We start from the raw sequence: 13747 nt of genomic DNA on the forward strand, positions 1-13747 counted from the left end.
TGTGTGATTTTATCCATGGCGATAACTCCTTTAAAAAACTTGTAGTTTTCTGGAGTTATTATCTCATGGAGCGAGGAAACTGGCACGGTACTACTGATTTACCGTGTACGTTTTTTCAGTTTACACAAAACTTGAAACGGTCTCGACTTAACCTCTTGGCTGCATAAAAACAGCGTAGCAGCCATAAAACTGCTACGCTTAAAAAGTCTAACTTTTAGGGTGCACCTCACTATCTTACATCAGTTTGAAGGTTTACACAAACTTTGGGATACTCCCTATCTACGCTTCAAGAATTGTAGATTTACCCATGTCATTTCTGCCAACTAATACCGTGAGAGCATCAAAATAAATTACCGTTTCCTCTTTGTAGCTTCTAAAATTCTTTACCAACTCCCTCCTATTGTATAAGCCAACAATAAGGACTATATTTAGGCCTATGCATTTTTAATGCTTTTTCACTTTAAAATTTCCCCCATTTTGTTCTTCCATCAATCTCATCAACCTTCTCCATTGCCTCTTTAATCTCATCTTTTGTAGCTGCTGTTATTATATTTCTTTCAGGAAATTTTTCCGGGATACTTCTTCCTTCATAGTCCAAAGCATATTTCAAAAGTTGGAAAGCTTTTTTTGAATAAGCAAATCCGGTATCCACCTCATACATTAGCCCTAATCCTCTGAAATCATCTATATAATCGCCCTCTCCACTGATTATCCCCTCTTTAACGTTTTCTCGCAGAAATAGAAGATCTTCTTCCGTCAACATTCTGATACATTGCCCCAGTTTAAAAAATAATCTTTTATCAATTTCGTGTTTAGCAAGTGCTCTGGAAATATTTGATAAATACACTGCTTTCTGGATAGTTCCACAGTCATCAATCAGTTTTACAATCCGTTTCGCGTACTCATAAAGCTTAGTGGAGTCTCCTACATAATCAGTTTCGTCATTCGGGCTTGCTTCTGTTAATGAGATTACCAACTTTTTCAGATTATCCTCAACAAACGCTTTCTTTTCATGATCATATTCATTTAAATTTAAAATATAGGCCTCAAAACATTCAAAGAAGATCCCATCTCTTATCGTTGAGGGAAGATTCTTTAGATCTTTAATGAGATCTAAAGCTGCTATTGGATCTAAGTTAAGAACATCAAGGATTTTATGATACAAATCCTTCGCTACTACCTTCACGGTTTCTGAAGACACCATGTTATTCACCGTAGATAACATATTCGAGAAACCTCCTCTTTGAGATCTTTGCAGGACATCACAGACGTCTTCTGCAATTCCTTTTAGGCTCAGCATAATAAGCAGTTTGGCCTTGACTCACATCTTGCTGTTAATATTTTTTGAACGACAATTCAATGCAAGGCATTCATTATTTTTCATATAATGACACTCTTTCTTTCTGAATAATTCAACCGGAAAATCCATGTTTAAACAGCATGTTTTTTTCTTTAATTCACCTAATCCTTTCAGACTAATTAAATTACTTTCTCTATAAAATATGCTATAGATCATAACTACCTTATTTAAAAGTTCCTGTTCATTAATACCATTTGTATTGCTTATTTCGTTTAAGGCCTTTTTTATAGTATCAAATGCAACTATAACATCCGCAATTAAAATTATACCATCAAACTCTTTTATCGATACCTCTAATTCTTTTTTTGAAAAATTAGGCTGATCTCTTACAGGTATAATATAAGTAAAGGGTAATTTTAGACTCATTCCTATTCTGGAAGCTAATAATGCACCCTCGAGGTCCAATCCAATAATTACATTCTTTTCATCTAATCTAATGTTTTTCTTTATATGTTCAATAAAACAAGCATTGATTTTATCTGCGATAGCTTTTGTCTCAACGATTTCTTTTGTATCAATCCAATCTCTTGCGCAAAATATATCATCTAAAAGAAAATGACCTACTTTGAGAAGGTGGCGCCGTTTCGTTTCAGCCATCAATTTATCCGAAAGGTTTCGATCAATTATTTGCACCTCCTCCTGCAATTGCTCTAAAGTTCTTTTTTCTTCACCATCGTCTTCCTTAACGGCTTCTATTTGCACATTTGTTACCGTTACATCCTGGCTAGAATAAATATTAAAAAGCTGCTTCTCTAATTCTTGCCTGACTTCTTCCAGCCCGCACTGTATATTTATTTCTGACACAGGGAAAAAACTCTTTACATCAACTTTTTGAGAAGAATCATCTATAATAAACTTCTTAATATTTTTCCATTCTTTATCTATTTTTTCATATATTTTTAATATTTTTCTGGCAATGGCAGGAGGCGTGTTACCTTGTTCCAACAGTTCACGAATATATCTGTCATCTGTTATCAATTGTATTGTATCATCCTGCATTTCTCTTCTTACTTCGGAAAATAGATAAAGGTTTTTCCAATACGAAAGAGACTCCACATACTTTTCATATTTTTCATATTCAGCCTCCAGAAGCCCTTCTCCCTCTTCCACTTTCAACTGCATTTTCATATTCTCAAATTTTTCTTGGCACTTTCTTAGGCTTTCCTCAATACTTCTACATCCCAAGCGTTCATTTGTAACATCTAATTCATCAGCCAACCGTAAAATACCCGCTAATAGTTTCGGACGAATCATCCCACTTTTCGCAGGTACTGGTTTTGATAACGCAGTGGCACCCAGCCCTTGTTCTTCCGGAGGAACTGTCCCATCTTTTATATCGCTATGGGCAATAATAATCGCTTTTAATGCATTGAGTTCATTTATAGTTAACTGACTTTCTTTAGAAAACAGACTTTTAGTATTATCAAACAATTCCTGCACATAATCAGCCGAACTTTTTGAATGGCTTTCTCTTTTTGCCATGATATCCTGACTCATTGATATATCATGAAACAAGACCGCCATATCCAATATATATAACTCCCTTTTTGTAAGCCCCGGGGACGAATAAGCTCGTTTGGGATCCAATAGTACATCACTTATAATTTTGTAAATTTCTATGCAATGATGATCAAAATCATGAAGAGTATATACACTATCCTCTATGATAATCCTTCCCCCATTCAACTCCTGGCCATAACATTCAACAAGTTTAATAAAAGCTTCCTGATATACACCAAGCTGTTTAATACATTCAAAATCTTTATATTCCGGTGCAATATCTTTACTCATCATCATCTACCATCCTTTAATCATCCATCAATTTTATAAGATCCTCTTTTTCGCCTGCAATTTTATACGGTATCTCTTCATCCTTAATGTCAACAAGGTAGAGCATTATATTTTCCGAGACATCTTTTAGATCATATTTATATACAGCAATTCCTGCATATCCCTGCACATATGCATCATTGGCGTTTATCAATGCAGACAAAATTTTCATTTCTGTACCAGTACATCGAAAGTCAAAAATACAGATATAATTCTTCCTTTTCTTTATTTCCTTCTGAACATTTCCTATGTTCATGGAATATTTGGGACCTATTCCCATAATATGTATCACTTTCTTATCAAGCAGCATACCTAATAAGTTAGCCAACAGCGCCCCATTTTTACTTGAACTCACAAACCCATCAAATTCTATATCTGAATCAACAATTTTTCGAGCCAAACCATAAACAATTGCATAGTAACATTCTGGCTCTAAAAAAAGCTTTTTAACATTCACATACATATTGCTATACAGACCAGATGAATCTAATTTATGCGGCTCGCCCGAAGATTTCTTTACTTTATCAATCAGTTCTTTTACAATTTTTACATAGACCTTATGTGAGATGCAGGAAGAATATTGCGAGCAGATATCCAGGACACTTTTGTTAAAATAAGCATTTAACGTCCCATTCGTCCCTTTAGAATCTAATTGTATTCCAGGAAGATTCTCTTTAATTTTTTCACGTAATGACTGTGTATTTATATTAATAAAAATTAAAGGCCTGTTAATTTTCTGAAACTCTTCAAATAGCTTGAAGGCATAGTCAATATTTTCCAAGTCCAAAATAATATGTTTTTCGGTCGGTAATTCATTTATATAATTTAACAATATTTCCATAAATTCTTCACTAATAGACACCGTTTTCGAAAATACAATTTTTTTTGCTCCAAAAGGAATATTGTAATAAAAAGAATTTAATGCCATTGGAATCATGACTAGTTCTTTTTCTATATATACCTGCATATTTATTACCTCTTTAAAATGGAATTTCCAATTCTATATGCGTCCCATCAAATTTTAAATTACGCCTCACATAGTATTTCCAGAATTTTTGATTTTTCAACAAATCTTGCTTTTCAAACTCTCTTTTTATCTTATTCGTAAATATCACCTGGGAATCATTGGAGTGAATCCGCACGATTCCTTTATTAGTGATAGTATTATTTATTACAGAGTATAGACCAAATATTTTGCTTGCTTTTCTTACATATATACAATATAAAATCGCTTCTACTTCATTACTAATAGTTTGATTATTTTCTAAAAGCTCCTTTTTATATTTTTCCATACATGAACGAAAAAAACCTTGCCCCGCATCCGAAATAGAAATATATATAATCCTTTTAGAATATTTAGCATGTACTGTTGTATATGAAAAACTTTTTCCATGGTCCTTTGCATTAACAGCCAACTCTTTTAATAAATTTATTATATCATTTTCAATTTGTCCGTTGAACATGTTGATTTTGTCAAATTTCCTTAAGTATTTTTCCGCAAAAGGTCCTATCATTTGATCAAATTTTCTCCCTATTTCGTCCTTGCTAACTTGACTTTCAAAATAAACTGTACCGCATAACGGATCTATGGTTTTCCCTTCAAATCCAGTATACAAATCAAACTCTGAATCATATATCCCCTTGGAATATTTTGTGAATCCTATTAAAAATAAATATTTTTTTATTTTACCTCCTTCATATGTATCAGGAATTCTAATTATTGCATTATACCCTAATATATCTTTGATTTTTTGCCCTATACAAAGCAAATTAGGAATTACATTCGGCTCTATTTTCAATGTTCCAGAAAAATCCAAAATTATTGCGTCTGTTTTATCATAATATTTTAGAATTAATTGTATTTTAGGCAGTAAAAAGCCATAGTATTCCGCTGATGTAAGATATCTTTCCACGTAAATAATTTGCTGCATTCTTCAATCTCCTTCCCATCCTTTATTCGTTCCATTGAATAAATCCTTTCATTTGAATATATATAGAAAAAACAGGATGAAAACTATCATTGAATATCCCAAGTGCATATCTATGTCTTTCATGCATTGGATTAGTCCGGTAATTCTCACCCTGTTTGTCTTTTTTCGCACTTTTTATTCATATGTCGCTATTCTCTTTAATCTTGGGGCACAACATATGTATATACTATCATATTAGCACATTAAATACAACATTTTTGGGGAAATTATGCTATTTTTACCAGTATCCAATTCTATATTTTCCCAGAAGGATTTTTGCATACTCCTTCCCTGGATACGTAAAGCAACTGTATTTGTTAGTAGACTGAGTATTCTTGTACGATCTCATCTTATGTTGCTATCTGTTCGTTCCATTTCCCCTTGAACAGGAGATGCTTATATTATAACTGAAAATTTTGGCCGTTTAATGGTAAACGTCAAATCTTCCGCTTCCTGCCAAATCATGCACCGCTGTTCATTAGCGGCGCTTACCTGCGCTCCCCTGACCGTATTGATTGTCACCCAATTTTCCATCCCACTGTGAAATTTCTCAGGACTCATTCACTGGCGGAATTGTCGATCGGGACTTCCCCATCCGTAAGGAATACTTTCAGGTATTCTTCCTGGTTCAAACTGTAATTCAGTAAATGCCAAATAATGCATACCTTGCAACACCCTGTCCTTTATGCGGCAATGTATTCATTCAGAACCACACTTGCAAGTCCCAGCTATCTGATATGTCTGAGCCTTTGCAGCAATGATGAATTCAAAGCCATCATTTCAGCAGCACCAAAGTTCACGGTTCCACATACAAAGTCAAAAATATCCTTGCCCGAAAAACGACTCCCTCTATGCTCGAGAATATCATTATATTCAGACAAGGATCTCTTTACAAACAACTGGACCTCTTCAAAATAAAGGTCTGCATTCCTCTGACTGCAAAATATTAAGTATTTTCCTCCTATACATTAATAGGAATATTAGCGCCAGAACAAAATCTATCAGTGCACGCGCTGCTAAAGGTGCCAGGGGCCCTGACTTGTTTTGGCCATAATATATTCTGCATCCTCGTAAGTAAGATCTAATACTCCAATCACATAATCCGGATTAATAAAGGATAAGTAGCTTCCGTTTTTCTGAGAAATAGCATCATAGAATCTCTTATATACATTTTCAAAAGGATTTTTTATAAACAGCAGCGATAATTCATTAGATATATTGCCCAACTCATTCCTTTTGTTTTTGAAATTAAGAGCCATGCTGTCTACTCCATTATAAAAATCCTCATTATCAAAAGGAATTCTGTCTATACCTTTGATCTTCAGATTTACAAGAAATTCATCCACAAAACGGATTTCTGAATTATAAAGTATAAAATATCTCCTTTCCTCGGTAGGATTTACAGATTGCTCTACTGTCTTCGGTTCCTGACATTCCTGCACTACTAATATAGTAATACTGCCAGACAGTGCAAAATGCAACAAAAGCCTCAAAATTTCCTCCACACCATCTTATTCACGACCCCAGTGTAGCTCTGGATCAGCTTCACGACCTTCGTACTTACATTCTCTTCCACATAGTCCGGTACAGGGATACCGTAATCCCCGTCCAAATTCATCTGCACTGCCGTATCTACGGCCTGCAAAAGGCTCTTCTCATCGATACCTGCCAGGATAAAGCAGGCCTTGTCGAGGGCTTCCGGCCGCTCGGTGCTGGTGCGGATACAGACAGCCGGAAAGGGATGACCGACGGACGTGAAGAAACTGGATTCTTCCGGGAGGGTGCCACTATCTGAAATCACGGCAAAGGCGTTCATCTGCAGGTGGTTATAGTCATGGAAACCCAGCGGCTCATGCTGAATCACCCGGCTGTCCAGCTGGAAGCCGGAGGATTCCAGCCGTTTTCTGGAGCGGGGATGGCAGGAGTACAGGATCGGCATGTCATACTTCTCCGCCAGACGGTTGATCGCCGTAAACAGCGAGAGGAAATTCTTCTCCGTATCTATATTCTCCTCCCTATGGGCTGAGAGGAGCATGTATTTCCGAGGCTTCAGCCCCAACTTTTCCAAAATATCCGATTTCTCGATTCCTTCCAGATTCCGATGCAGTACTTCCGCCATGGGCGAGCCTGTCACATACACACGCTCCTTGGGCAGGCCGCACTCATGGAGATACTTTCTCGCGTGCTCCGAGTAAGCGAGATTTACATCGGAGATGATATCCACGATCCTGCGGTTTGTCTCCTCCGGCAGACATTCGTCCTTACAGCGGTTTCCCGCTTCCATGTGAAAAATCGGGATATGGAGGCGCTTAGCCGCTATTGCTGACAAGCAGGAGTTGGTATCGCCCAGAATCAGAAGAGCATCCGGTTTAATCTGAGCCATCAACTTGTAAGAGCTGTTGATAATATTCCCGATGGTCGCACCCAGGTCGTCGCCCACCGCGTCCATATAAACCTCCGGATTATCCAGTCTCAGATCATGGAAAAAGACCCCATTCAGGTTGTAATCATAATTCTGGCCCGTGTGTGCCAGGATGCAGTCGAAATATTTCCGGCACTTTTCAATGACCGCACTCAGGCGGATAATCTCCGGCCTGGTTCCCACAATAATCAAAAGCTTCAGCTTTCCATTATCCTTAAAATGTATATCTGAATAATCTGTACGAATTTCTGTCTTATTTTCCATTTGTCCTTACCCTCCGCTGGTTTTCCTGATTCCTATGCCTATCATTTTTCCGTATCATTCCACAGGTTCAAAATATGTGTCCGGATGCGCCGGGTCGAACTGCTCGTTGGCCCACATCAGCGTCACCAGGTTCTCCATCTCAGACAGGTTGATAATATTGTGCGTATAGCCTGGGAGCATATGCACGGCTTCTATCTTTTCTCCTGACACTTCAAAATTCAGCACCGGATAAGGATTTCCCTGTTCATCCAGCCCAATTTTTCTCTGCTGAATCAGTCCATGGCCTGAAACCACGATAAAAAATTCCCACTTACTATGATGCCAGTGCTGTCCCTTCGTCACACCCGGCCCGCTGATATTTACAGAAAACTGGCCGCACTTCTCCGTCTTCAGTAGCTCTGTAAAGCTGCCCCGGGCGTCCACGTTCATTTTCAATGGAAACGCCGCTTTTTCCGCCGGCAGGTAGGAAAGATAGGTGGAATAGAGCTTCTTCGCAAAGGAATTCTCCGGGATCTCCGGCATCAGAAAGGTCTGGGACTGTGCCTGAAATACTTTCAAAAGCTCCACGATCTCTCCCAGGGCAGCCTTATGCGTCACAGGCGCATAGCAATAGCGGCCTCCCTCTTGTCCTACCGCTTCCACGCCTTCAAATTCGCAGCGATGCTCTTTCCCTTCCAATGCGTCCAGCATTTCTGCCACGAGATCATCGATATAAAGAAGTTCCAATTCCACCGAAGAATCATTTACCTGGATCGGCAGATCGTTGGCTAGATTATGACAGAATGTTGCCACTGCAGAATTATAATTTGGCCGGCACCATTTTCCGAAAAGATTGGGAAAACGATATACAAGAACCCTGGCTCCCGTTTCTTCCCCATATTGAAAGAAAAGTTCTTCGCCCGCCAGCTTAGATTTTCCGTAATCAGAGCCTGCATAACGCCCCAGCAGAGTGGCCTGAATCGAAGAGGACAGCATGACCGGGCAGTTGTTCTGATGCTTTTTCAAGGTCTCCAGCAGAGTAGTCGCAAAACCAAAGTTCCCTTTCATAAACTCTTCGTTATTTTTCGGGCGGTTTACCCCTGCCAGATTAAAGACAAAATCGGCCTTTTCACAATATTCATCCAGCAAGGCCGGATCTGTATAAATATCATATTCATATATTTCGTCTATGGCAAGCTCCGGCCTTGTCCGGTCTTTTCCTTCTTTGACATTTTTCAGGGATGCGGTCAGATTCTTCCCCACAAAGCCTGCCGCTCCGGTAACCAATATATTCATATTCGTCTCCTGTCCTCTCGTTAAGCCTGTCCCGGTTTATTTCTTCCAGTTCTGCAAAGCTTCCTTCACATAGTCCGTAGTCAGAATCTTCTGTACCGTACCTTCCACGTCAAGGCGATGGGTATTGTGGCTGGTATAAGCCTCATTTGCCATGGTACGAACCTGGCCCTGAACAAAAAATTTATCATAGTTCAGATCTCGTCCGTCAGGCAGTACACGATAATAATTTCCCATATCTACGCTTCGGGTACACTCTTCATTTGTCATCAGAGTCTCAAACAGCTTCTCCCCGTGCCGCGTTCCGATAATGTGGGTTCCAGTATCCCCAAAAAGCTGCTGCACCGCCTTTGCCAGGTCTCCGATTGTGCTGGCGTCTGACTTCTGAACAAACAGATCTCCCGGCTCTCCATGCTCGAAAGCAAACATCACCAGGTCTACCGCCTCATCCAGATTCATCAGGAACCGGGTCATATTCGGATCAGTAATGGTAATGGGGTTGCCTGCTTTAATCTGATCAATAAAAAGCGGAATCACAGAACCACGGCTGCACATGACATTTCCGTACCGGGTACAGCAGATGGTGGTCTTTCCCGCCGCCACCCGGGCATTGGCGCCAATGACTTTTTCCATCATGGCCTTGGAAATTCCCATGGCATTGATAGGATATGCCGCTTTGTCTGTAGACAGGCACACGATCCGCTGTACGCCTGCGTCTACTGCCGCATGCAGAACATTGTCTGTTCCCTCTATGTTGGTGCGGACCGCCTCCATGGGGAAGAACTCGCAGGAAGGCACCTGCTTCAGCGCTGCCGCATGGAAGATGTAATCCACTCCCTGTACGGCATCCTGCACAGAACGCATGTTGCGTACATCTCCGATATAGAATTTTACTTTACCCGCCAAATCAGGATGCTTTGCCTGTAAATCATGGCGCATATCATCCTGCTTCTTCTCATCACGGGAAAAAATGCGGATTTCCTTTAAATCGGAATCCAGGAAATGTTTGAGGACGGTAGAACCGAAAGAACCGGTACCGCCGGTGATCATAAGTATTTTATTCTTAAAAAACTGAGAATTTATCATTTCTTTCCATGTATGATGTTTATAAAATCATAAACATCACATTTCCTTTCTTTAACCTGATATAGTGGTTAAATATATGTTTTTATACCATCAACTACTTTATAGAAATCTATTACTACCTTTATCAGAAATATTTAAATGCATTAACCATTTCTGCATATTTTCTCCAGAGCGCTTATATTAATCAAACCTACTACGATAGCTATTGATGAGAAAATTATGCTTCTGATTTATATCGATATCAATAGTTCCATATTAATATTTTGTATCAGCGATTTCTTTTAATGAAAATCTTATATAGAACTATTCCAATTTTTATTTTCACTTATAGCTTTCATATGCTCCACTCCAGATTCGATTACTATAAAGCTAAGTACAATATTAATAATCTTAAGTCTAGGCTCAATATGGAAATATCCCAAAAACTTTCCTGTTACTAACAGCTTTAAGTTTTTATATTCAACTCTATCATGTCATTTCTATGTATCAAAGTAAAAATGGATAAATTCAATACATTCATTCGTGATATAGCGCTTATAGAGGCCAAAAGTGTTACATTGGAACATTAATCGCGTTTACAAGTGGTTTTCTTGTAAGTAATCTACCAAATGCTAAACGCTAAAATTCCCTTTCTAAAATCCAATTGCACACTCATTCAAAGGGACGATTATCGTAACTATTTTCACTGTTAAAATTCTGAAGTTATACTTTTTAATAACATCTAGCTCAGAACATGTTGTCCCACTTACGCTACAATTCAGAATCCCCTTCAAATATCATTAAATGGATTTTCTCTATACATGCTTGATAAATTTACTTTACTATCTATAATCTTTACATCTTCATATATGCAATGTTTAAATCAGATCTGGCACATCCGTTTTCACCTTTCCCTAAGAATCTTCTTTGTTTTTGAAAAATCAATAGGTATTGTCATCATTTCCACCAATTGTCTATGTTAGTCCATCTCCTAGTACTAGGTTTTGAGTCTTTGCAATAACCCATTCTCATTTTAAACAGGCGATTTTTACCTACGTCCTATGGGCTTTTCTGACTGCCCCATTTCTCCCAGTCTAAATGGAACATTAGAACTGTAAATTCAACTCCACTATTGCTTGCTTAGAATTACATTTCCAGACTGCTGGTTAAAGCTAAGGTAACTATAATTTCATAGTTTCATGATGCTATTATAATCCTATTTTAGAATGTTAATTAAATCACCAAAGAAATCGTTCTTGATGCAATAAATAATATCTCTCTTTTTCAGTAAATTATTAACTATTTGTGTTTACCAAACCATAGACGTCCGTATATCAACATGACAATTCTCAGTCCAGGCGAGAACATATATGAAAATATAATGCCCATATTCTTAAATGCATACAAGTCAAAGTAACTCAAAATACAACAAGAACAACGGCACTGTTAAAACTTGTTAAATTCAATTTAAAGATGCTAACTAAAGAATTAGAATTCAACTTAATTCCTATTAAAGATTTTCTTTATACCATTCAATTGCTGCCTCTATTCCTCTCTTAAAATCCCATTCAGGTTCATATCCCAAAAACTTTCTTGCTTTACTAATATCCGCATTACTATGTTTAATATCGCCCTTTCGTTCAGGTCCATAAATTGGCTCAATATTTAAATTAAGTGCCTTACTAATATTCCAATAAATATCATTCAAATATTCGCGTCCACCATACGCAATATTAAAGACTTGACCATCTGCTTCGCTAGACGATAAACAAGCTTTTAAATTTGCCTCAATGACATTCTCAATGTAAGTAAAATCTCTACTCTGCTTACCATTTCCATTTATAACTGGACTTTCACCCGAAAGAAGTTGTTTAATAAATTTGGGGATAACTGCGGCATAAGCGCCATTTGGATCTTGACGTCTTCCAAATACATTAAAATAACGTAAACCAATTGTGGGAAGGTTATAATGCAAAGTATATTGTTTAGCCCATTCTTCATCACAAAACTTTGTAACTGCATAAGGAGATAATCTATTCCCTTCTACCCCCTCCTTCTTAGGAAGATGGGGCTCATCTCCATAAACAGAAGAACTAGACGCATAAACAAACTTTTTTACTCTATTTTCTTTGCAAGCCTCTAACATATTTAATGTTCCCGTGATATTATTCGCACAATAAAATAGTGGCATCTCTATAGAGCGAGGGACGCTTCCCCATGCCGCCTGATGCAACACATAATCTACATCTTTACACGCTTCTAAACATATATCTAAATTTTTAATATCTCCTTTAATAAATTCATACCTTGAATTTTCTAAAAAAGGTTTTACATTTTCTTCTTTTCCAGTTGAAAAATCATCTAAGCATCTAACTTGGCACCCTAAATTTAGTATGGCTTCACAAAGATTTGAACCAATAAATCCTGCACCACCAGTAACCAAAAATTTCGTACTATAATCAAATTTCAAATCTTGATATCTCATTTTTACCTTGTATGATGTTTATAGAAGCTGAAACACCACATTTCCTTTCTTTTAATCTGATATCGTGGTTCAATACATTCAGATACTGTGGACTTTTGATTTTATTCTGTAGCTTTGACTACTCTATAGGAGTGTATTGCCGCTGCCTTTATCTGAATTGTTTATGTGCTGGATGTTGCCGGGAGTATTTCTTCCGAGTACTTATTTCAATCAAGTCTACGATGATAATCGCTGGTGGATATCACGGTATCAGACTTTAGAAAGGGAGGTCCTTCCTCATGATTTACGTTGGTATTGATATTGCCAAACTCAACCATTTTGCCTCTGCCATTTCTTCTGATGGCGAAATACTCATGGAACCGTTTCAATTCTCTAATGCCGCTGATGGCTTCCATATGTTGGTATCCAGACTCGATTCCCTCGAATCTGACAACATCATCATCGGTCTTGAATCTACGGCACACTATGGCGACAACCTTGTACGATACCTTGTTGCCAGTTCCTTTCAAGTGTGTGTACTCAACCCGATCAAAGCATCTTCCATGCGCAGAAACAATCTACGCAAAACGAAGACGGATAAGGTTGACACTTACATCATTGCTAAGACTCTTTTGATGCAGGATTCCTACAGGTTTGTCACTTTTTATGACCTTGACATGACGGATCTCAAACAGTTCGGACGCTTCCGGCAGAAAGCCATGAAACAGCGGACGCGTTTGAAGATCCAGCTGACTTCTTATGTGGATCAGGTATTCCCTGAACTGCAGTATTTCTTCAAATCCGGCCTGCATCAAAAAGCCGTCTATGCCTTTTTGAAAGAGGCTCCTTCGCCTCAGGGCATTGCTTCCATGCACATGACTCATCTGAGCCATCTCCTTACGACCGCCTCACATGGTCACTTCAAAAAGGAGCAGGCAAACGAATTAAGAGTTCTCGCACGGAAGTCTGTCGGTGCTAACGACAGTGCTTTATCTAAGTCACAACCACCACTTCAAGTGGTGGTTTGGATTGGCCCTCATAAGGGCCAGTTACATGCTCGCCCCAAAGGGCGGGTATCGCAAGCGTTGTTACTAGTCCGC

11 protein-coding genes are annotated in these 13747 nt (G+C 38.3%); 1 reads left to right on the forward strand and 10 read right to left on the reverse strand.

All coding sequences use genetic code 11. The features are described 5' to 3' along the window. Positions 1-279: 279 nt before the first annotated feature. From B5E77_RS17740 to B5E77_RS16500, 10 genes are all read right to left on the reverse strand, one after another. Entirely contained in the window at positions 280-390 is a 111-nt protein-coding gene (locus tag B5E77_RS17740; protein WP_275532772.1) for an AAA family ATPase, read from the reverse strand. 70 nt (positions 391-460) lie between these two features. Beyond that, the gene (locus B5E77_RS16460) at positions 461-1225 is read right to left on the reverse strand and encodes a hypothetical protein (protein ID WP_087166449.1); all 765 of its coding nucleotides are present in this window, start codon (positions 1223-1225) and stop codon (positions 461-463) included. Positions 1226-1321: 96 nt separating this feature from the next. Continuing rightward, complete coding sequence (locus tag B5E77_RS16465; RefSeq protein WP_143468661.1) at positions 1322-3157, reverse strand: HD domain-containing protein; 1836 nt, start codon at positions 3155-3157, stop codon at positions 1322-1324. A gap of 10 nt (positions 3158-3167) precedes the next feature. Further along, entirely contained in the window at positions 3168-4157 is a 990-nt protein-coding gene (locus B5E77_RS16470) for a hypothetical protein (RefSeq protein ID WP_087166451.1), read from the reverse strand. A gap of 13 nt (positions 4158-4170) precedes the next feature. After that, a complete protein-coding gene (locus B5E77_RS16475) occupies positions 4171-5121 on the reverse strand; it encodes a hypothetical protein (RefSeq protein WP_087166452.1) in 951 nt (316 codons plus the stop codon). 1055 nt (positions 5122-6176) lie between these two features. Next, on the reverse strand, positions 6177-6653 hold the full coding sequence (locus tag B5E77_RS16480; protein WP_087166453.1) for a hypothetical protein: 477 nt from the start codon (positions 6651-6653) through the stop codon (positions 6177-6179). Next, positions 6650-7846 carry a non-hydrolyzing UDP-N-acetylglucosamine 2-epimerase gene (gene wecB, locus B5E77_RS16485; protein ID WP_087166454.1) on the reverse strand — a complete coding sequence of 399 codons (1197 nt, stop codon included), beginning with the start codon at positions 7844-7846 and terminating at the stop codon, positions 6650-6652. Before wecB ends, B5E77_RS16480 begins: the two co-directional genes overlap by 4 nt. 54 nt (positions 7847-7900) lie before the next feature. Then, positions 7901-9121: a polysaccharide biosynthesis C-terminal domain-containing protein gene (locus tag B5E77_RS16490; RefSeq protein ID WP_087166455.1), complete on the reverse strand. Its 1221-nt coding sequence runs from the start codon at positions 9119-9121 to the stop codon at positions 7901-7903. A gap of 36 nt (positions 9122-9157) precedes the next feature. Beyond that, the gene (locus tag B5E77_RS16495; RefSeq protein ID WP_087166456.1) at positions 9158-10204 is read right to left on the reverse strand and encodes a polysaccharide biosynthesis protein; all 1047 of its coding nucleotides are present in this window, start codon (positions 10202-10204) and stop codon (positions 9158-9160) included. Between the two features lie 1489 nt (positions 10205-11693). Further along, on the reverse strand, positions 11694-12668 hold the full coding sequence (locus tag B5E77_RS16500) for an SDR family oxidoreductase (protein WP_087166457.1): 975 nt from the start codon (positions 12666-12668) through the stop codon (positions 11694-11696). 278 nt (positions 12669-12946) lie between these two features. Here B5E77_RS16500 and B5E77_RS16505 point away from each other — a divergent pair. Then, positions 12947-13747, forward strand: an 801-nt coding sequence (locus tag B5E77_RS16505; protein ID WP_242963800.1) for an IS110 family transposase, incomplete at its 3' end; no start/stop codon positions are given.

The organism is Lachnoclostridium sp. An131 (assembly GCF_002160825.1).
In the GTDB taxonomy this organism is placed as follows: domain Bacteria; phylum Bacillota; class Clostridia; order Lachnospirales; family Lachnospiraceae; genus Laedolimicola.